The organism is Ottowia sp. oral taxon 894, from assembly GCF_001262075.1.
Classification (GTDB): domain Bacteria; phylum Pseudomonadota; class Gammaproteobacteria; order Burkholderiales; family Burkholderiaceae_C; genus Ottowia; species Ottowia massiliensis.
In genome coordinates, this window is record NZ_CP012073.1 from 2,797,738 (window position 1) to 2,817,329 (window position 19,592).

Here is a 19,592-nt window from a genome sequence, read left to right on the forward strand (position 1 = left end):
CCGCCCTGCAAGTCTGAAACCTCAACCCATTGGAGCCACTATGAGCCTGCTTTCTCAACTCAAAACCACCGTCAAGAAGTCGCCTGCGAAGCCTTCTGTTCCGGTCATTGACCCCTCGACGCCAGCCCCCCAGGCATCTGTGCCAACCAGTCCTGCCGACGATATCTGCGATCTGGAGCCCCTGGCCGGGATGCTGCAGCAACTGCAGACCCGCAATCAGCAATACCAGCGCGCCATCGATGCCTTGGTGGCCGCACGCCGTGTCGTCAACGGCTGGGACCCGAAGCCCGAGCCAGAACTGATCTGGTCGGTGCGCCGCGAAGTGCTGGTGGCAATGGATGACCAGGATGCCCTGGCACGCTTTGACCGCGACCACGCGCAAGACCTGGCGGCCGAGCAGGCTGCACGCCACGCGGCCACCCAACAAGCGCTGGAGGCACCGGCACGGGTCAAGGCCCTGGAGCAGTACATCAAAGACCTCGCTGCTGAAATGGCGGGCGATGTGGATGAGGGCTTCATCCACCAGGAAATGAAACGGCTGTTCGAGCCCAGTGCACAGCGGATGCTGACGGCTGCGCGTGCCTTCGTGCAGGCGTGGCGGGAGATGAGGACGATCGAGTCCAGACTGAAGAGCACGTTTCAGCTGACCCACTACAGCGTCCAGGGTGATCGCCGTAGCGGTTACGAGATGTCCTTGATCGGTAAGGTTAACGATGGCGACCTGCTGCCCAACCTGATCGAAGGCGTTGCTTACGACGACCTGGTGGACCTGAATCGCCAGTTCCGCCGTGGTGACGATGCGCTGTCGCGCCAGATCAATCAGCAACTGACTGAAGGCGGAATTCCTGCGGGGACGCTGCGTGTGTATCACCCCGGCGCTGCCAGCGACGACCGTCCGATCTACGCACCCGATCCGAACCCGCCGCGCAAGCGTCCACCGGAGTCGCCCTTCGGCGGTGCCACCGTGGTCACGATCCAGACCTGAAGCACAGCCCCCCAGGCGAAAGGGGTCCTTCCTGGCGATATTCCAATACGGGGGGCGCGAGCGCGCTGCCCCGCTACCGACAGACCCCGAAACGGGGTTACCAGTTACCACCTCGGTTACCGCCCGGCACCGTGCCGGGTTACCACTCAAGGAGCTTTTGATGAACCACACGACAGCACCCCAAGCCAGCGATGACGCCCGCCACGTGCCCGTCAAGCGCTTGCAGCACTACAACCCTAAAGTCGAGCAGCGCGTGCAAGGCTGGTTTGCCAGCGGCCAGCCGCTGGTCTGGATTCCCATCCTCAGCCAGGAAAACTTCCCGGACGTGCCCCAGCAACTCCTGGAGTTTGCCGACAACTACCAGGAGGCGATGCGCTGGCCCATCCACCAGATGGAAGAACTGCTGCAGTTGCCCAATGGCATCACCGGCTGGTTGATGCCTGCCACAGCCAGCGACACCGACGTGGCCTGCGGGGTGTGAGACGGCGAGATCTACATCCTGGGTATCAAGGACCGGCGCACCGGCAAACCGCAAACGCTGTTAGGCGAGCGTGTCGAGGTTGCGACAGGTCAAGCCGACGACCTCGAACAGCGCGCGGTTTGACTTGGCTTCTGGTCGCCACAGCGCGTTCATGGACCTGTCTCAACAACAGGAGTTTCTGCAATGACAGAGAACAAGAACACGGGTGGCCCGGCCGCGCCCATCTCGGCCCGGTTGGCGGCGCTGCCCTCACTGCCGATGGTCGACCTCTGGGCGTTGTGGGATCAGCACTTTCCCCGGCGGCCCAGCCATCGCAATCGCAATTATGTGGAATCGCGTCTGGCGTACCGGATTCAAGAGCTGGCCTATGGCGCGCTGCCCACCAACGTGCGCAAGATGCTGGTCGAGGCCGGAGCCAAGCACTCCAAGATCAAATCCGCCGCCGGTCGTAGCGCGCGGACCTTGCTGATGCCCGGTACCACGCTAATCCGGGAATGGGATGAGCGCGAGTACCGCGTGACTGTCACGCCCGATGGCCTGTATGCCCTGGATGGCCAGGTGTTCAAGAGCCTGTCGGCGGCGGCCCGCCACATCACCGGCACGCGCTGGAACGGGCCGAAGTTCTTTGGTCTGCGCGATGGCAAGGGGGATGGTCAATGAACGCACCCCTGCTTGTGCCCCCAAAACGCTGCGCGGTGTATTGCCGTGTCTCCAGCGATGAACGGCTAGATCAGTCCTTCAATTCCATCGATGCCCAGAAGGAAGCTGGGCACGCCTTCATCAAGAGCCAGAGCCACGAGGGCTGGATCCCGGTGGCCGATGATTACGACGATGGCGGTTTCTCTGGCGGCAACATGGAGCGGCCCGCCCTGCGCCGCCTGATGGCGGACATCCAGATGGGTAAGGTCGACATCGTGGTCGTCTACAAGATCGACCGGCTATCACGCTCGCTGGCGGATTTTGCGCGGATGGTCGATGTGTTTGATCGCCACCGGGTCAGCTTCAGCGCGGTCACGCAGCAGATCAACTCGGCAACCTCGATGGGCCGGTTGATGCTCAACGTGCTGCTGTCCTTCGCGCAATTCGAACGGGAAGTGACCGGCGAGCGCATCCGCGACAAGATCGCGGCCAGCAGGGCCAAGGGGATGTGGATGGGTGGACCGCTGCCGCTGGGGTACGACGTTCGGGATCGGCTGCTGGTCGTGAATGAAACGGAGGCCAAGCTGGTCCGCCGCATCTTCGATGACTTCGTGACCGTGCGCTCGGCCACGCTGATGGCCAAGGCCTACGGCGCTGAAGGCGTGATCACCAAGGGCGGCAAGCCCTTCACCAAGCAGACCATCTACAAGATGCTGCACAACCGGATGTACCTGGGCGAGATCGTCCACAAGGGGCAGTCCTTCCCCGGCCAGCACCAGGCCATCGTGACGCAAGCGCAGTGGGATGCCGTGCACGCACTGATCGCCACTGATGGCATCGAACGGCGGCGCGAGACCAACGACCGCCAGCGTGAGCCGGTGTTATTGCGCAGCCTGCTTTTCACGCCAGACGGTGAACGTCTGGTGCCCAGCTACACCGTCAAGAAGGGCAAGACCTACCGCTACTACAGCCCGATCAAGCACCGGCGCTTTGGCGCGTGGGCCAGCAGCCACGGCCCGTTGCCAGCGGCGCCCATCGAAGACCTGGTTACACAGCAGATCGTCGCCGCGCTGTCAGCGCCGCACATCGTGCAGTCGGTGTGGGATCGGATTCGGACAGCCCGCCCAGACCTGTCGGAGCCTGAGGTGGTCTTGCCGATGCGAAATCTGGCGGGCCTGTGGCAACACCTGTTCCCCGTTGAACAGTGTCGACTGGCGCAATTGCTGATCGAGCGCGTAGTGATCGCCGACGGCGGACTGGAAATCATCTGGCGCGACCATGGCTGGCAGGAGCTGGCCGGGGAACTGCTGCCGGGCACCATCGGTGCGGAACTGCAGGAGATGGAGGAAGCCGTATGAAGTCGAAAGTGCAGCCATTGGGGGCGGCAATCGCCCGCGAACGCCGGGATGGCGGCCAGGTCAAGCTGTCCACCTTCATCCCGCTCAAGATCAGGAAGCGCGGCGCCAGCAAGGTGGTGGTGCGGCCAGATGGGGCGGTCGAGTCGCCGGGCAAGGTCGCCAGCCAGATTGACCAGCCCTTGCTGGTGGCGCTGACGCGGGCTTTCTACTGGCAGCAGCTGTTGGACGAAGGCGTGGTCGGCAGCGGCAGCGAGATCGCCCAGCGCGAAGACCTGCACCACTCGACGGTCAACGAACTGCTGCGCCTGACGCTGCTCGAGCCAACCATCATCCAGAGAATTCTGGCCGGGCAGCAGCCCAAGTGCATGAGCCTGCTGTGGTTCCAGCGGCATCCGCTGCCGACTGACTGGGTGACGCAGCGGGAGGTGGTGACCGCTTTCGATTCGTAAACAGGACCGCCGTTGGTCAGCCCGCTTCAAGCACTGGGTGCGGGCAACCACTTGATGCCTGCCACCCCCAGGTTTTTTTGGCTGATGTGGTCACTGAGGATGGGCACGAGGGTCTGCACATTGGTGTCAAAGCTGTGCCGCCACATGGCCTGCAGCTTTTTCAACGCGTTTTCATTACGGTAGATGCTGCCGTCCCAGTCGATGACCATCACCGCCACGTCACCGTCGTCGGCCAGCATACACAACAAGGTGTCATCGGCGTCCTTGTCGAGCGAGGCCTTAAGCTCGTCCTCATAGTCGGCCAGAACTTCCACGTACAGATCGATGCTCAGTGGGCTTTGCCCAGAAAGTGCTGATTGCAGATCGGTTGCGATTTTCTGTTTGCTGGTCATTGACGACATTTTCGCTGCAAGGGCCCTGATTGCCCGCAACCGACCCAATGGGCTACCCAGTGGGAGGTGGTGACAAAATTTGATGCCTGACCGGGTTACGAGCCCTCGATCACCCGTGCCACATCACTGCGGCATTCAGCACACTTGCCCACCAGCAGCAAGTCGCCGCCCTTAATGGTGCCGCTGAAATTGGTGATCGTGGTTTCGTGACGGCAGTGGCCGCACCAGACGTTGGACAGCAGCCGCTGGCGGATATCGGCAGGGATTGACTCCCACCGCTCGCGGGCGGGTTTGGTGAAAGTGGGCAGTGATTCAATCGCCACGGATCACTCCTCGAACAATTCTGAGTGCGTGCCTGCCCGCACAAAGATGATGGTGTTGCCATCCAGGCGGTAAATGAGCAGGAAGTCGCCGCCGATGTGACATTCGCGGTGGTCAGCCCAATCACCCTTCAGCGGGTGATCCAGCCATTCAGGCCCCAGCGGCGCATCGTTGCCAATGAGCAGCAACATTGCCTCCTTCAGCCGCTTCAGGTCGTAGCGGCCCGAACGCGAGAGGCGTTCCCAGTCTTTGAGGAAAGTCTTGGTGTAATCGCTCGCCCTGGGCAGCGGCGCCCGCTTACTGCTGGCGGGCTTTTTCGAGGTCATCGATCAGGGCGTCTGCAGACTCAAAACGGGCGGTGCGCGCCTTGGCCATGGCGCGGGCTTCTTCCATCGCCGCGCGGGTCTGGGCGTTGGGCACCTTCAACTCCAGCGGGAAGGCCTGGTCGTTCACCACGCGCTTGAGCAGGATGCGCACGGCATCAGACACCGACAGCCCCATGGCTGCCAGAGCCTCACTGGCTTGCGTCTTAATTTCGTCGTCTACCCGGACGTGCAACATCGTGGAATGGGCCATGATCGAATCCTCCGTTTCCGCAATTATGTATCTCGTTTGCGATACGGTCAAGTGATCACTGGCGATGCTCTGGCGGCGTTCGATGCCTGACCGGTGGCCTTGGTTGACGATGAACCGGCGCGCGTAAGTTGTTGATTTTGCTCAACCACCATCTGCGCCTACCCGCAGGCCAAACAGAGAACAGAGACGGCTCTGGCCGAGAAAGTGGCCGATTTCGGGCGTTTCGGGTGATGGCCACCCGCAGCACCGGTAGCCGGAACCCCGCGTGGCGCGGGGATTTCAGGCAAGAAAAAGGGCTCGGAGATTATCCGAGCCCTTGTGTATGGTGGAGCTGGGGGGATTTGAACCCCCGTCCGCAAATCTTCCTCGCGCAGATCTACATGTTTAGCGTGCTGTTTTGTATCTCACCCTGCAAGCCGCGCAGACGCACGCTGATCGCAGGGCCAGCGCCCTTGTTTCTCGCCTGCGCCCAAGGCGCCCGGAAGCAGGCCAGCCGGTGAAGATTCCCTCGCAGCCGGGACGGCTTCAAGCCGCCCTTGCCCAGCCCATCGGCATGCTGTTGCGAGGCTCGCCGCAATCAGGCAGCGAGTGCGAAACGTTCGTCGTTTGCAGTTACTTTGTTTCAGCTGTTTTACGAGGTGACTGAACCTCGACATGCACCGCTGCGATTCCAACCCACGTCGAAACCAATGCAGCCCCAAAGGCTATAAATTTTATTGCAGTCCGCATGTCACGGCAAGCTCGCGCCCTATCGTTCTGTTTCTGCGGGGCATACCGGGGCGGCTACGATTGGGTGCATGAATAACGCAAAGCAAAACGACAAGTGCATGCCCCACCGCCTGGCGCTGGCTTGTGTGTGCGTGTGCGCAGCTTGGTTGGCGGCAGGGTGCGGCACGCCACAACTGGCGCCGCCGGTCCAGATGGAGCCGGCGCCTGCAGCCACGCATGAGACGCCGCCAGATCGCCAGCCTGAAGTCGTGGCTTTGCGCGCGGTGCTGTCGGGCGACGGTGCCGGGCGGGGAGAGCTGGTAGCAGTATTCAACCGTGAAACGAACCTGCTGCGCTGGAAATTGCGTTTTGGCAATCTGGCCTCGCCGGTCACGAGCGCAGGTTTTTATGCGCGCGGGGCTGATGGCAGCGATGTGAATGTGCTGCCCGCAGGCCGCAAGGTCGTTAGTCCGCATGAGGGGCGCGCTGTCTTGACGCAGTCTCAGCGCGATGGCCTGCTGGCCGGGCAGTGGCAGTTCCGGCTGAATACGCGCCAGGCCCCGCAAGGCGCGCTGGCCGGAGCGCTGGTACAAGCGCACTGAAGATACGCTGCACGCTGCTTCCCATCCGCTGACCTGTCTGAAGCGCCTCGCCGCCTGCTCTTTCTATATCTCTCACCAATTCATAAATAAGCCCGCGTTTCGCCATGTTGTCTGAAACCCATTCGTTGCTGGGCCGCCTGGCACGCTGGCTGCGCGCGCTAGGGCAGAATTTTCTGCTGTGGAGCAGGGGTTGGTGGCAAGTGCTGTTTACAGGAGCGCAGCTGGTGGTGCTGGCGTTTTCGCCATCGTCCTACCACGGGCAGGGCGGCGGCGCGGTGCTGCGGCACATTTACGCGGCGGCAGGGCCGGGGCTGGCAGGCTTTACTACGCTGATGGCGCTGTTTAATGTGGTGCTTATCCGCATTGTGGTTGTGACAGCCTTTGCCTACGGCCTGTCGCAATACGCGCTGAACATGGTGGTGCGCGTGCTGGTGCTGGAGCTGGTGCCGTTGGTAGCAGCGTTGTTCGTGGCCATCAATTACAGCGTTCCGGGCGGCTCTGAGCTTTACAAGCTGCGCAAGAGCGGCGCGCTGGAAAGCATGCGCCGCCGGGGCGTATCTCCGCTGGAGCGTGAAGTGCTGCCGCGCGTGCTGGCAGGCATGTTCGCGGTGATCATGCTGGCAGCGGTGAGCTGCACCATCTCGCTGATCCTGACGTATCTGGCCGTGCACGGCTTCACGCTGGCGGGCATTCCTTCCTACAACCGGGCCGTGGGGCACATTTTCACGCCCGTGGTGCTGATGATTTTTGTGCTCAAAACCGGCCTTTTCGCCTTTGCCGTGGCCCTGCTGCCCGTTGGCAACGCCCTGCGCGACATTCCACGCCGCGCGCGCGCCAGCGTGGAGCTGCAGGGGCTGGTGCAAATGTGCGCGCTGATGCTGCTGATTGAAATTGCCTCCCTCGTTGGCAATTACTACTGACGACATGACCGACCTGCCTCCCACCGAAGACGCCAGCGCCGCCGCCCTGCCCATCATCGACGCGGGCAGCGCCAATGACGACGCCCCCACGGCCGCCCAGGCCCGCGCCGAGCGCCGCCTGCAAGTGCGCGCTGCCCTGCTGCTGATTGCCACGGCCGCGCTGCTCGTGTGCTCCGGCCTGTACCTGATGTGGATACGCGGCGCGTTCGAAGAAACGCAGCGCCTCATCCTCCTGTCGGATGACGCAGAAGGCGTGCAAGTCGGCATGGACATGACCTTCGCCGGCTTTCCCATTGGCCGCGTGCGAAGCTTTGGCCTGGGTGAAGACGCGCGCGTGCGCATCGTGGTTGACGTGCCTGTCAAAGACATCAAATGGCTGCGCGCCTCCAGCGTCTTTACCCTGGAGCGCGGCCTGGTCGGCGGCGCCCGCCTGCGCGCCTTCACCGGCATGCTGGAAGACAAACCCTTGCCGCCTGATGCTGAACGCGAAGTCCTCAGCGGCGACGTCTCTGCCGAAATCCCCGCCATGGTGGCCGACGCGCGCGATGTGCTCGGCAACATCAAGCGCATGACCGACGAAAACTCCGAATTGAACAACGCCGTCATGCAGCTGCGCCGCTTCGCCCAGCGCGTCAATGGCGTCAAAACCGGCCTCATCGGCGCCCTCACTGGCGACGACATGGACGCCAAGCGCGCCAGCGACCTGCTCTCCACCAGCCAGCAGCTCATCAAGCGTCTTTCTGAGCTGACCCTGCACGTGGATGCCGCCGTGCAAAAAGCCGACCAGCAAGTGCTCGGCAAAGATGGCCTCGTGGCGGGCGCCCGTGTGAGCGTGAGCGAACTCAATGCCTTGCTCGCCAGCACCCGCCAGGCGCTGGAAAAAGCCGACGCCATCCTGAAAGACGCCCAGGCCATTGCTGGCAACGCGCGCGAAGCCAGCGCCGACCTTGGCAGCCTGCGCGCCGACGTGGAATCCAGCCTGCAACAGGTGGACGGCCTCATCACCGAACTCAACCGCAAATGGCCCTTCGCTCCCAAGGCGCAGGAAATCAGGCTGCCCTGAAAATTCCCAACCGCTCTTCAGCTGCGCTCAACCGTCCAGTTTTTTGGGCTTCACCTTGAAGGCGTGGAATTCGCTTTTCTTGGTCTTTTGTACGTTTGCGTGTTTGTTTGGCAAATGTCTGGCCCGCGTAGCAGCCATCGACAGCAGGCTTTGCCGTAGGCCCGGCTGCTCTTGCACGCTTCAGTTTTTTCAGGCCGCGCCAAGCTGATTTTTCGAACTGATGCCTTGTGCATTGGCTTCAGTCCGGGGAGCCCTTGAACGGGCTATCAGGCCGCTAGGGCGCTGGCCGCCGCTTGGCGGCTGACTTGCGAAGGCATGACTCCATGCACGCGGCGGAAGGCTTGCGAGAATTTGTCGGCGCGGCTGTAGCCGCAGGCATGGGCGGCCTGCTGGAGTGTGGCCTGGCCTGATTCGAGCAGGCGCAGCGCGTGGCCCATGCGCAGCGCGCGCAGGTAGGCGGCGATGGTCTGGCCTGTGCGCTGGCGGAACATCTCTTTCAGGTAGCACTCGTTGATGCCCGCGCGGCGCGCCAGCCGGGCAATTGTCAGCGGTTCGCTCCACTCGGCATGCAGGATGTGCAGGGCCTCGTCCACGGCGCGCTGCCAGTGGCGGGGGGCGCGGGCGGCGGCAGGCGCGGGCGCTGCGCCGTCAGCCGCCAGCAACTTGTGCAGCAGCCCCAGGGCGAGCGATTCCAGCTCCAGCCGCGCCAGCAGCCCAGGCGCGCGGCCCAGCGCCAGCAGGCGGCGGCCTGCGGCCAGCCATTGGCTGGCAACGCTGTCGCAGGGGCGCAGCAGCGTGCAGCCGCCCGCAGGCCCCAGATGCGCCAGCGGCAGCCCTTCGGCTTGCAAGGCGGCCACAAGGCGGCGCGGCGCGTCCAGCGCCACGGAGGCCAGCGGAACGCACGCGGCCAGTTCGGTACGCAGCTCGCCCGGGTGGCCGTTGCGCACGATGACATCGCCCGCCCGCGCCTCGAAAACGCCGCCGCGCCCGTCCGCCACGCATTGGCCGCCTTGCAGCATCAGCATCAGACGCAGGCTGTCGCTGCCGCAATCAAAGCGCTGCCGAACGCCTTGCGCCAGCTGGCATTGCAAGCGCCCTAGCACCAGGCCATTGCCGAATTCGTGCATTTGCGCCCATCCCCGCCCCATGCCGGGCCGCAGGCAGAAGCTGCGCTGCGCCGCCAGGCTGCTGGCGGCCGCTTCATCAGGCGGAAGTTCAGGCCCTTCGGCGGGCCGCCAGGGGGCATTCATGGCAAACGGACTGGCTGGGGCAAAAGCGTCAATTGTAGGAATGAGGTTGCGAGGCAATCGCGTTTCTGGGCTGTTGCGGGCTGACCCGCCCCATCCTGATGCGAGTGGATTTGAGGCCGCGCTTTCTGTGAACAGGCGAGTCCCCATTTCTTCTCTTGGCGGCCCGCCAGCTTCGCCTGCGCGGCAAGGCATGCAGGAATCCATGCGCGGGTGTTCGCCAGCAGCGCTTGCCAAAGCGGCCTGGGCTGCGCGCTGGCTGACTGGGTGTCTGTTCATGACTGGAGCGGAGGCAGTTCTGGCAAGGCGTATGTATTCGCTCCTGATTCCATAGCGATAGGTCCTAGTGGAATGGGCGCAAGAGGCATTTTCCGAGGTTTGAATTTGCTCCTGTTTTGATGTTGCCGGGCGTTCTTTGACGCCTGCCTGCGTTCCAGCCGCGAAGGGCGGGAGGCGCCGCCTGGCCGGAGCGCTTCGTCTTGCGGCCAGGCTCTGAACCGGCTCGGGGAGCCAAGCGCATCCGCTCTGGCGCGCTTTAATGTGAAAGCAAAGGGCGTGGATTGACCCGGCTCAATAAAATGCCTCCGGCTTGCCTGCCCAGGCAGCTTTTTTCAACCTGAACGAAAGCCCCCAACCATGAGCTACACCCTGCCTCCCCTGCCCTATGCCTACGATGCGCTGGAGCCGCATATTGACGCGCGGACGATGGAGATTCACCACACCAAGCACCATCAGACCTACATCAACAACCTGATTGCCGCCGTCAAGGGCACGCCGTTTGACGGCCAGCCTGCCGAGCTGCTGATTGCCCAGCTGGACAAGCTGCCCGAAGGCATTCGCACCGCTGTGCGCAACAACGGCGGCGGTCATGCCAATCACAGCCTGTTCTGGGCGGTGATGGCGCCGGTGAGCCAGGGCGGCGGCGGCCAGCCCGCAGGCGGCGTGGCGCAGGCCATTGAGCGCGATTTGGGCGGCTTTGAGGCTTTCAAGGAAGCTTTCACCAAGGCGGCGCTGACGCGCTTTGGCAGCGGCTGGGCCTGGCTGTCGGCTGACAAAAGCGGCAAGCTGCTGGTGGAAAGCAGCGCCAACCAGGACAGCCCGCTGATGGCCGGCATCGCCTCCGGCAACACGCCCGTTCTGGGGCTGGATGTATGGGAGCATGCCTACTACCTGAAGTATCAGAACCGCCGCCCGGAATACATTGCCGCGTTTTTCAACGTGATCAACTGGGCCGAGGTGGAGCGCCGCTACCAGCAGGTCAAATCAGCCTGACAGCACATGAAAAAAAGCCCGCGTCTGCGGGCTTTTTTATGCGCGCAACAGGCCGCTTCTACTTGCCGGGCTGGTAGCCCGCGAGCTTGGCCGTGTCGTGAATGTGGATGTCGCGCCGCTGCACCGTGATCAGCTTGGCCGCTTCCAGCTCGTGCAGCACGCGCGAAAAATATTCGGGCGTGAGCGACAGGCGCGAGGCGATGGTGGATTTGCTCACGGGCAGTGAAACGGTGATGGTCTGCGGCACGGCGCTGCCGCCCCCGTCCATCAGTCCGCCCAGCAGGTAGCTGATAACGCGCTGCACGCCGCTGTGCAACGCGTAGCCTTCCACGTCTTTGATGAGGCCGTGAAGGCGGCGCGAGATGCCCGCCAGCATGCGCAGCGCAAAGCGGCTGTCGGCTTCGATTTCGCGCAGCACGGCGTTTTTCTCCACTGTGAGCAGCAGCGTCTCGGTCAGCGTCTGCGCGTTCACCAGATGGGGCACGTCCATGAACATGATGGCTTCGGCAAACGAGTGGCCGGGGCCGCAAAGCTCGATGACTTTTTCCACGCCCGCAGGCGAGATGAGGTAGAGCTTGATCTGCCCCAGCACAACGATGTGAAAGGCCTGGCACATCTCGCCCGTGCGAAACAGCACCTTGCCGCGCTCAATGCGCTCAAGCACACAGCCGCGCGCCACGCGCTGCAACTCTTCCGGCTGCATGTTCGAAAACATGGGCTGGGTGGCCAGATAACGGGGGATGTTGAATTTCGCAATATCCACGGCGAACTCGGTAAAACCAATTTGGCGCGCCAAGGCGGCGCAAACGCGTTCTCTTCAGAGCCTGTTCAGAGTCTGGGCGCAAGGGGCAAAAGTGCGAAACCGGCAAGGGCTGCAAGGCGTCAACCGCAGAGGGCCTTGTGGCTCATCAGGGATTTGCAGCGCTGCAAAGCGACTTGAAGCCGCGCTTTTCATACCCACGGACAGACTTTGAACAGGTTCACAGTGTGCGCAAACGCACGGCTGACACGATTGCATACAGTTGGGCCAAGTGTAGAGCGGCTGCGAGTCTTTCGCGATGGCGCGCCGCCTGGCCAGGCGCTGCCTTCAGTGCGCTTCTTCCCAGTTGCCGCCCGCGCCTATTTCGGCCAGCAGGGGCACTTTCAGTTCGGCCACGCCGGCCATGAGGCGGGGCACTTGCTCGCGCGCCCAGGCGGCTTCGGCTTCGGGCACTTCCAGCACGAGTTCGTCGTGCACTTGCATGACGATGGCGCTTTGGCGGCCTGCCAGTGCGGCTTGCACGGCGATCATGGCTTTTTTGATGAGGTCGGCGGCGGTGCCTTGCATGGGGGCGTTGATGGCCTGGCGCTCGGCGGCGGCGCGCCGGGGGCCGCTGGCGGCGTTGATGTCGGGCAGATACAGCCGCCGCCCGAAGAGGGTTTGCACGTAGCGGCGCTGGCGGGCGCTTTGCACGGTTTCGTCCATGTAGCGGCGCACGCCGGGGTAGCGCTCGAAGTAGCGGTCTATCCACTGTTTGGCGGCGCTGGGGGCGATGCCCAGGCTTTTGGCCAGGCCGAAGCTGCCCATGCCGTAGATGAGGCCGAAGTTGATGACTTTGGCGTAGCGGCGCTGCTCGGGCGTGACTTGCTCGGGCGGCACGCCAAAGACTTCGGCGGCGGTGGCGCGGTGCACGTCTTGCCCGGCGTTGAAGGCGGCCAGCAGGGCGGCGTCGCCCGAGAGGTGGGCCATGATGCGCAGCTCGATCTGGCTGTAGTCGGCGCTCATGATGAGGCGGCCGGGCGCAGCGATGAAGGCGCGGCGGATGCGGCGGCCTTCAGGCGTGCGGATGGGGATGTTTTGCAGGTTCGGGTCGCTGCTGGCCAGCCGGCCCGTGACGGCCACGGCCTGCGCGTAGCGCGTGTGCACGCGGCCCGTGGCGGGGTTGACCATGTGCGGCAGCTTGTCGGTGTAGGTGCTTTTGAGCTTGGCCAGGCCCCGGTGCTCCAGGATGCGGGCGGGCAGCGGGAAGTCTTCGGCCAGTTTTTCCAGCACTTCTTCGTCGGTGCTGGGCTTGCCGCCGGGGGTTTTCTTGATGACGGGCAGGCCCAGGCGCTCAAAGAAGATTTCGCCAATTTGCTTGGGGCTGCCCAGGTTGAAGGGCTGGCCTGCAAGGGCGTAGGCCTCGTTTTCCAGCTGCGTGATGCGCTGGCCCAGCGCCTGGCTTTGGCGGGCGAGTTCGGCGGCGTCAATCAGCACGCCGTGGCGCTCGGTCTGAAAGAGGGCTTCGCTGGTGTCGATTTCCAGCGCGTAGGTGGCGGCCAGGCCCGCATCGGCCTGCACGCGCGGCCACAGGGCGCGGTGCACGTCCATCGTCTGGTCGGCGTCTTCGCAGGCGTAATGCGCGGCTTTGTCCAGCGGCACTTGCGCAAAGGGGATTTGGTGCGCGCCCTTGCCGCACAAATCTTCATAGCTTGTGCCGCTGCGGCCCAGGTGGCGCTCGGCCAGGCTTTGCAGGCCGTGGGGGCGGTGCGCTTCCAGCACGTAGCTTTGCAGCATGGTGTCGTGCGCGTAGCCGGCCACGTCGATGCCGTGGTTGGCGAAAACGTGGCGGTCGTACTTGATGTTCTGGCCCAGCTTTTTGTGGCTTGCGCTTTGCAGCCAGGGTTTCAGGCGCGCCAGCACTTCGTCCAGCGGCAGCTGCGCGGGCGCGTCCGGCCCTTCGTGCGCCAGCGGAATGTAGGCGGCCTCGCCCGGCTGCACGGCCAGCGAAATGCCCACCAGCCGCGCGGCCATTTCGTCCAGCGACGTGGTTTCGGTGTCGATGGCCGTGAGTTCGGCGGCGCTGATTTTTTGCAGCCATTCGTCAAAAGCGGCCCAGTCCTGCACGGTGGCGTAGCGCACCTGGCCTTGCACGGCGGAGTGCGGCGCGGGCGGCTCGTCTGCCGCTGAAGCGCCATCCGGCACGCCATCAAACAGGCCGGGCGCAGCGGCTGGGGCGGGGTTTTGCGCCTGGCTTTCCTTTTCCAGCGCGCGCGCCAGCGTCTTGAAGCCGTATTGCTGATAAAAGCGCGCCAGCTCCTGCGTCTGCGGCGGCTTGAGCGCCAGCGCGTCCAGCGCGGGCAGGCCGGGCGCGTGGGCCGACAAATCGCAGTCGGTGCGAATCTTCAGCAGCTGCCGCCCCGTGGGCAGCCACGCCAGCGCGCGGCGCAAGTTCTCGCCCGCCGCGCCCTTGATTTGCCCGGCATGCGCCACGATGGCGTCCAGCGAGCCGTATTCGGCCAGCCACTTGGCCGCCGTTTTGGGGCCAACCTTTTCCACGCCCGGCACGTTGTCCACGGCGTCGCCCACCAGCGTTTGGTAGTCGAGCATTTGCGCGGCGCTCACGCCGAATTCGGCGCGCACGCCCGCCTCGTCGCGGCGCTTGCCGCTCATGGTGTCGATGATGACCACGCGCGGCGTGACCAGCTGCGCCAAATCCTTGTCGCCGCTGGAAATCAGCACCTGCCGCCCCTGCGCGGCCGCCGTGGCTGCCAGCGTGCCAATCACGTCATCGGCCTCAATGCCCGGCACGCACAGCACGGGCCAGCCCAGCAGGCGCGCCACCTCGTGAATCGGCTCAATCTGGCGGCGCAAGTCATCGGGCATGGGGCTGCGGTTGGCCTTGTAATCGGCAAACAGCGCATCGCGAAACGTGGGGCCGGGCGCATCAAACACGCAAGCTGCGTACGTGGCCTGCGGCCAGTCCTTGCGCAAGCTGTTGAGCATGTTCACCATGCCGCGAATGGCCCCCGTCGGCTGGCTTTGCGCATCGGCCGGATCGGCCCGCAAATCAGGCATGGCATGAAAGGCGCGATACAGATAGCTGGAGCCGTCAATCAGCAGCAGCGCGGGCGAAACGGCTTTGGAAGCGGCTGCTTCGGAAGCGGCAGGCGTGGGAGCGTGTGGCGTCATGCGGCGATTGTGCCGGGCAGGTTCTACAACCGCGCCAGCCCAAACCGCCATTGACGGCGCGTTCAGCCTGACGGATCTGATGGCCGACAACGCCTGCGTTGACAACGCCCGCGCCGTCAACCTGCGCCGCGTGCAGGCCGCCTTGGCCCGGCTGGAAAAACCGGTTCACAGTCTGGCCACAAGGGACGAAATTATCAAAAACAAGAGCAGATTTCGCACATCAAAAAACGGCCTTTGCGCGCATTGCAGTAGGACGCTATGCTATGAATAAAGGAGCTAATTACGGCCGTGTGTGTTCAACTCCGCTGGCTGCCGCGCGGCTTGCCCCGGGGCCGGGCGGGGGCGGGCGGGAGGGGGCCGGAGGCATTGCGGCCTGCGTTGCGGCGGCTGGGCTGTGCGGGGCGCGGGCCTGCTTTGCTGCTGCGGTCGGCATTGCGGCGCTGGCGGGGCGCAGCGGACGCGGCGGCGGGGTTCAGTTCGGCGGCGCTCATGCCTGCGGCGGCGGCCAGGGCGGCCAGTTCGCGCGTGCCCAGCTCCATCCAGTGCCCCCGGCGCAGGCCGCGCGGCAGGGTCATGGCGCCGTAGCGGATGCGGATGAGGCGGCTGACGGCGCGGCCCACGGCTTCAAAGATGCGGCGCACTTCGCGGTTGCGGCCTTCGGCAATGGTCACGCGATACCACTGGTTGGCGCCGTCGCCGCCTTTTTCGGCTTCGATGCGCTCAAAGCGCGCGGGGCCGTCGTCCAGCCGCACGCCTTCAAGCAGGCGCTGCTGTTCGGCTTCGTCCAGCGCGCCGAGCACGCGGGCGGCGTATTCGCGCTCCAGGCCAAAGCGCGGGTGCATGAGGCGGTTGGCCAGCTCGCCGGAGTTGGTGATGAGCAGCAGCCCTTCGGTGTTCAGGTCCAGCCGGCCGACGGAGAGCCATTTGCCTTGTGTCAGGCGCGGCAGTGTGCGAAAGACGGTGGGGCGGTTTTGCGGGTCGCTGTGCGTGACGACTTCGCCCACGGGTTTGTGATAGGCGATGACGCGCACGGGCGGCGGCGCAGCGCGCAGGCGCAGCGGCTGGCCGTGGACGCTGATGCGGTCATGGGCGCTGACGCGCTGGCCCACGTGCGCCACTTCGCCATTGACGCGCACGCCGCCTTCGGCGATGAGTTTTTCCATTTCCAGCCGCGAACCCAGGCCCGCTTGCGCCAGCACTTTGTGCAGTTTGGGGCGTTCGGCTTCAGGGGCGGGGGCGGGCAGGGCAGGGCGGCGGGGCATGGCGGGCTTTCGGCAGACGGGCAAAGGGGGCAATTGTCAGGGAGACAGCCGTGACGGGAAGGCGGCGGGGCCTTGCTGCGGGCCTGTTCAGCCGATGCGGCGCTGCCAGGTGAAGGGCTGCACGCAGATGCGCTCGCCGCCAGCGCTGCTCCCGCTGCAGCTCCACTCGGCGCGCAGGCCCTCGTTTTCAAGCGCGGCGGCGATGAGGCGGCCTGTCTGCTGCGCGCAGGCTTTTTGCTGCGGGGGCTTTTGCTGCGGGTGGGGGCCGAAGGTGAGCCAGAGCAGATGGTCGGAAAGGGCGCGGGCCAAATCTTGCCCATGAAAGAAGCAGTAGCCGGTAACGCGCGCGCGTTCGTGCTCGGGCATTGCGGCCAGGGCCTGGCGGAAGGCGGCCAGGCCGTCGCCTGGCGTGTCGCCCGCGTGCGGCAGGCAGACGATGCCTTGCTGGCGCAGGGCGGCAAAGGCGGCGTCGAGCCGGTCGCAGTCGGTGACGGCGGGCCAGCCCTGCTGCTCCTGGCGCAGGGCGGCGAGCTGGACATCCACCCAGGCGGCGGCTTCGGCGGCATCGCTGCCTTCGGGCAGCATTTCTGCCAGCAGGGTTTGCGCGATGGCTTCGCGGCTGGCGTGGCCGCCGCGCAGCAGGGCGATCAGCTCGGTTTGCAGATAGGCATCCACGGGCAGGGGGCGGGCCGGGTCGGGCAGCGCGGCGGGGGGCGGCGCTTCAGGGGCCGTAGCGGGCGCATCAACGGCGGGCAGCTTGGCGGGGGCGGGCGCTTTGGCCGCTTCGCCTGCGATGGCGGCGGGTTCTGGCGGGGCGGGGTCTTGCGGGCGGTGAAGGCCGGCATCTGTAGCGGCCTGCGGGGCGGCGGGGGCGCTGGCTGACGGGGCGCCGCCGCCCGCTTTGGCGCTGGCCGCGTCTTCCGCCGCGCTGCCTGGCGCATTTCCTGCTGCCGCGCCGTCCGCTTCAGGAGCTTCAGACGGATTTAGGCCCGCCGCTTCCAGCGCCTGCGCCAGCTCCTGGCCCGGTTCGCCCGCCTCGATGGCGGGCAGCTGCTCCAGCGAGGCCAGGCCCAGGTCGTCCAGAAACTGCCGTGTGGTGGCATACAGGCCGGGGCGGCCCACGGCTTCGCGGTAGCCAATCACTTCCACCCAGCCGCGCTCTTCCAGCTGCTTGATGGTCTGGGTGCTGACGGTGACGCCGCGTATGTCTTCAATGTCGCCGCGCGTGACGGGCTGGCGGTAGGCGATGATGGCCAGCGTCTCCAGCGTGGCGCGGGTGTAGCGGGGCGGCTTTTCGGGGTGCAGGCGCTCAAGCCAGGGCTGCATTTCAGGGCGGCTCTGAAAGCGCCAGCCGCTGGCCACGCACACCAGCTCCACGCCGCGTTGCGCCCAGTCGTTTTGCAAATCGGCCAGCAGGGTTTTGAGGGTGTCGGCGGCCAGCGCGCCGTCAAACAGCGTGCGCATGTCGCGCAGCGTCAGCGGCTGGCGCGCACAGATCAGGGCGGTTTCGAGGATGCGTTTGGCTTCGGCGGTGTTCATTGATCAGCTGCGGGCTTTGGCGGCGCGCCGGAAGGCGGTTGGGCTGGCATGGCGGTTGATGAGGCGTTGCATGGGCACGCAGAGAAGGGCAGGGCGAAAGATTGCTGGCAGATCGCTTTGAAAACAGGAGCAAATTAGATGGGGAAAAATATGGCTTCTGCGCATATTCCACTAGGATATCATGCTATGAATTCAGAAGCGAATTCATTTGTCTCCGAGGATGACAGGCTTGTTAGGGCTTGCCATCAATCATCAAGAACTGAGCCTGAAGCCTGCGGGCGAGAACCCAGAAGAAGGGCCATGACCAGAAGATACGCGTTGCGCGACGGTTTCGGAGACTTCCAGGTGGCGCACCTGCGCCAACAGTCGCTGGAGCCACAGCGGTGTATGGCAACGGATTTTCGAAGCCCTGGCGCAGCAGGCCGGCAACGAGTACGCAATGATCGGCTCGACCATCGTGCGAGCGCACCAGCGCAGTGCTGGGGCAGAAAGGGGCGCCGCAAGCCATCGGACGCAGCCACGGCGGGCTGAGCGCCAAGATTCACGCGGCGGCGGATGCACTGGGCCACCGGATTTCATCTCACGCCAAGGCAGGCGAACGGCCTCGAATGGGCCGACGTGCTCTTGGCTCAAACAGCGGCCGAAACCGTGATCGCCGACAAGGGCTATGACGCCCAAGCTCGAGTGCTCGAGGCGTTGTCCTTGCCTCATGCAGCAGCAAGAAGGCGGCTCGGGACTACGACCCGCATCTCTTCTGCAAATCAAGATGCGGGAAGAAACGCACCATGCCGGAGCGCTCTACCGCTTGTTTGAGCGTCGCGCCTTCGTTCATGGTGAGGGTGATGATTTTTTGCCGTTCCGGTTCGGCGTAGGCGATTTCAACGCGGATGGTTGCCATCGTCAGCCCCGCCGCGCCTTGTCCTTGTAATAGCGCCACAGCCAGCGCAGGCTGAGCAGCAGAATGCCGGCGAGGGTCAGGAAGCCGGTTAGCGTTTTCAGTGTGGCGAAAATGCTGCCCGCGCCCGCCATTGCCGGGGAAATGTCCGGGTATTGGCGCAGCATGGTGAAGGTCGCTGCGTTTTCCAGCCAGTCGCAGACGGCGCTGCAAACGGGCAAGGCGTACAGCAGGGCGAACCAGCGCTGCGGGCGGAAGTTCTTGCGCAGGAGGACGGCGAGCAGGTTGGCGTAGGTCAGGGCAAAAAGCAGCGGGTAGAAGCTGTCGAGAATGAGTTGGGGAGCGCGGTAGTAATCGCGCCCCGCCTCACCCAAGGCGGCAAAGAGGCGCGCCGGGTAGTCCGGCGCATAGCCGAAGGGCAGCGCGTCCAACGGCGGTAGTCCGCCAGCAAATGCCATCAGCGCCGGGAGCGTGCGGCTTGCCATCCAGAAATAGAGGGCGTTAGTCAAAATAAAAAGCGCCGCAAGCGGCAGCGGTTTCTTCAGCATGCTCACGTCCCGTAAACCTGTTCCGCGCGGCGGGCAAAGGCATCGACCATCGTATTGCTCATGTGGCTCATCAGCCCGCCGAGGATGGGCGCGAGCAAGAGCGGCACTTCAAAATCCATGCTGTAGCGTACTTCGCAGCCGCCGTCGTCGGTTGCCACAAATTCCCAGCGGCCGCGCAGGTGGCGGAACGGCCTTACCAAGCCCGCCATCTGATCGAAAACTTCTTTGCCAAGCTCAAACAGTGCCGGGCCATCGCCACGCGTTACGACAAGACGGCTCGCAACTTCCTGGGCGTTGTCCATTTGGCAGCAACGGTCGTATGGCTCGCCTGATTGATGACACGCACTAGAGCCTGTTCAAAGTCTGGTCGTCAGTGGCGGCAGATCAGTGCAAGGCGCAAACTG

The 19,592-nt window shown here is 64.5% G+C and carries 22 protein-coding genes and 1 other RNA gene; 10 read left to right on the top strand and 13 right to left on the bottom strand.

The window, feature by feature from the left end; all coding sequences use genetic code 11:
• Positions 1-40 precede the first annotated feature (40 nt).
• The 5 genes from ADJ79_RS12290 to ADJ79_RS12310 all read left to right on the top strand — a co-directional run bounded on the left by ADJ79_RS12290 (position 41) and on the right by ADJ79_RS12310 (position 3,912).
• Positions 41-985, top strand: coding sequence for a hypothetical protein (locus ADJ79_RS12290; protein WP_253273826.1), 945 nt, complete (start codon positions 41-43; stop codon positions 983-985).
• Between the two features lie 160 nt (positions 986-1,145).
• Positions 1,146-1,466: a hypothetical protein gene (locus tag ADJ79_RS12295; protein WP_050716217.1), complete on the top strand. Its 321-nt coding sequence runs from the start codon at positions 1,146-1,148 to the stop codon at positions 1,464-1,466.
• 183 nt (positions 1,467-1,649) lie between these two features.
• Positions 1,650-2,126: a DUF2924 domain-containing protein gene (locus ADJ79_RS12300; protein ID WP_050716218.1), complete on the top strand. Its 477-nt coding sequence runs from the start codon at positions 1,650-1,652 to the stop codon at positions 2,124-2,126.
• Positions 2,123-3,463, top strand: a complete 1,341-nt coding sequence (locus ADJ79_RS12305) for a recombinase family protein (protein ID WP_050716219.1) — start codon at positions 2,123-2,125, stop codon at positions 3,461-3,463. Before ADJ79_RS12300 ends, ADJ79_RS12305 begins: the two co-directional genes overlap by 4 nt.
• Entirely contained in the window at positions 3,460-3,912 is a 453-nt protein-coding gene (locus tag ADJ79_RS12310) for a hypothetical protein (protein ID WP_050716220.1), read from the top strand. Before ADJ79_RS12305 ends, ADJ79_RS12310 begins: the two co-directional genes overlap by 4 nt.
• A gap of 26 nt (positions 3,913-3,938) precedes the next feature.
• Here the strand turns inward: ADJ79_RS12310 and ADJ79_RS12315 are convergent, their stop codons facing one another.
• The 5 genes from ADJ79_RS12315 to ssrA form a co-directional block, all read right to left on the bottom strand.
• A complete protein-coding gene (locus tag ADJ79_RS12315; RefSeq protein ID WP_050716221.1) occupies positions 3,939-4,304 on the bottom strand; it encodes a hypothetical protein in 366 nt (121 codons plus the stop codon).
• Positions 4,305-4,399: 95 nt separating this feature from the next.
• Complete coding sequence (locus ADJ79_RS12320) at positions 4,400-4,627, bottom strand: hypothetical protein (protein ID WP_050716222.1); 228 nt, start codon at positions 4,625-4,627, stop codon at positions 4,400-4,402.
• 3 nt (positions 4,628-4,630) lie between these two features.
• A complete protein-coding gene (locus ADJ79_RS12325; protein ID WP_050716223.1) occupies positions 4,631-4,951 on the bottom strand; it encodes a type II toxin-antitoxin system YafQ family toxin in 321 nt (106 codons plus the stop codon).
• Entirely contained in the window at positions 4,923-5,201 is a 279-nt protein-coding gene (locus tag ADJ79_RS12330; RefSeq protein ID WP_068809742.1) for a type II toxin-antitoxin system RelB/DinJ family antitoxin, read from the bottom strand. The genes ADJ79_RS12325 and ADJ79_RS12330 overlap by 29 nt, the downstream gene beginning before the upstream one ends.
• Positions 5,202-5,524: 323 nt before the next feature.
• Positions 5,525-5,900: a transfer-messenger RNA gene (gene ssrA / locus ADJ79_RS13415) on the bottom strand.
• A gap of 98 nt (positions 5,901-5,998) precedes the next feature.
• Between ssrA and ADJ79_RS12335 the strand changes: the two genes are divergently transcribed.
• The 3 genes from ADJ79_RS12335 to ADJ79_RS12345 all read left to right on the top strand — a co-directional run bounded on the left by ADJ79_RS12335 (position 5,999) and on the right by ADJ79_RS12345 (position 8,494).
• Entirely contained in the window at positions 5,999-6,511 is a 513-nt protein-coding gene (locus ADJ79_RS12335; RefSeq protein WP_050716225.1) for a CHRD domain-containing protein, read from the top strand.
• 104 nt (positions 6,512-6,615) lie between these two features.
• Positions 6,616-7,431 carry an ABC transporter permease gene (locus tag ADJ79_RS12340; RefSeq protein WP_172674079.1) on the top strand — a complete coding sequence of 272 codons (816 nt, stop codon included), beginning with the start codon at positions 6,616-6,618 and terminating at the stop codon, positions 7,429-7,431.
• 4 nt (positions 7,432-7,435) lie between these two features.
• On the top strand, positions 7,436-8,494 hold the full coding sequence (locus tag ADJ79_RS12345) for an MlaD family protein (RefSeq protein WP_233199960.1): 1,059 nt from the start codon (positions 7,436-7,438) through the stop codon (positions 8,492-8,494).
• A gap of 266 nt (positions 8,495-8,760) precedes the next feature.
• On the opposite strand, the gene ADJ79_RS12350 is transcribed toward ADJ79_RS12345, so the two are convergent.
• Positions 8,761-9,744: an AraC family transcriptional regulator gene (locus ADJ79_RS12350; protein ID WP_050716226.1), complete on the bottom strand. Its 984-nt coding sequence runs from the start codon at positions 9,742-9,744 to the stop codon at positions 8,761-8,763.
• A 633-nt stretch (positions 9,745-10,377) separates the two neighbouring features.
• Here ADJ79_RS12350 and ADJ79_RS12355 point away from each other — a divergent pair.
• Positions 10,378-11,013, top strand: a complete 636-nt coding sequence (locus tag ADJ79_RS12355) for a superoxide dismutase (protein WP_050716227.1) — start codon at positions 10,378-10,380, stop codon at positions 11,011-11,013.
• Between the two features lie 58 nt (positions 11,014-11,071).
• Here the strand turns inward: ADJ79_RS12355 and ADJ79_RS12360 are convergent, their stop codons facing one another.
• From ADJ79_RS12360 to ADJ79_RS15295, 7 genes are all read right to left on the bottom strand, one after another.
• The gene (locus ADJ79_RS12360; protein ID WP_050716619.1) at positions 11,072-11,776 is read right to left on the bottom strand and encodes a Crp/Fnr family transcriptional regulator; all 705 of its coding nucleotides are present in this window, start codon (positions 11,774-11,776) and stop codon (positions 11,072-11,074) included.
• Between the two features lie 324 nt (positions 11,777-12,100).
• Positions 12,101-14,944 carry a DNA polymerase I gene (gene polA / locus ADJ79_RS12365; RefSeq protein WP_082203310.1) on the bottom strand — a complete coding sequence of 948 codons (2,844 nt, stop codon included), beginning with the start codon at positions 14,942-14,944 and terminating at the stop codon, positions 12,101-12,103.
• Between the two features lie 296 nt (positions 14,945-15,240).
• A complete protein-coding gene (locus tag ADJ79_RS12370; protein WP_082203311.1) occupies positions 15,241-16,206 on the bottom strand; it encodes a pseudouridine synthase in 966 nt (321 codons plus the stop codon).
• An 87-nt stretch (positions 16,207-16,293) separates the two neighbouring features.
• Positions 16,294-17,745: an SMC-Scp complex subunit ScpB gene (scpB, locus tag ADJ79_RS13420; protein WP_082203312.1), complete on the bottom strand. Its 1,452-nt coding sequence runs from the start codon at positions 17,743-17,745 to the stop codon at positions 16,294-16,296.
• Between the two features lie 736 nt (positions 17,746-18,481).
• Positions 18,482-18,643 carry an RnfH family protein gene (locus ADJ79_RS13425; RefSeq protein WP_216597127.1) on the bottom strand — a complete coding sequence of 54 codons (162 nt, stop codon included), beginning with the start codon at positions 18,641-18,643 and terminating at the stop codon, positions 18,482-18,484.
• Positions 18,644-18,645: 2 nt separating this feature from the next.
• Positions 18,646-19,188: a hypothetical protein gene (locus ADJ79_RS12380; RefSeq protein WP_156304232.1), complete on the bottom strand. Its 543-nt coding sequence runs from the start codon at positions 19,186-19,188 to the stop codon at positions 18,646-18,648.
• A gap of 2 nt (positions 19,189-19,190) precedes the next feature.
• The gene (locus tag ADJ79_RS15295) at positions 19,191-19,397 is read right to left on the bottom strand and encodes an SRPBCC family protein (protein ID WP_253273827.1); all 207 of its coding nucleotides are present in this window, start codon (positions 19,395-19,397) and stop codon (positions 19,191-19,193) included.
• Here ADJ79_RS15295 and ADJ79_RS15535 point away from each other — a divergent pair.
• Positions 19,368-19,520, top strand: a complete 153-nt coding sequence (locus tag ADJ79_RS15535) for a transposase (RefSeq protein ID WP_371256855.1) — start codon at positions 19,368-19,370, stop codon at positions 19,518-19,520. The two genes, ADJ79_RS15295 and ADJ79_RS15535, sit on opposite strands and share 30 nt — an antisense overlap.
• Positions 19,521-19,592 lie beyond the last annotated feature (72 nt).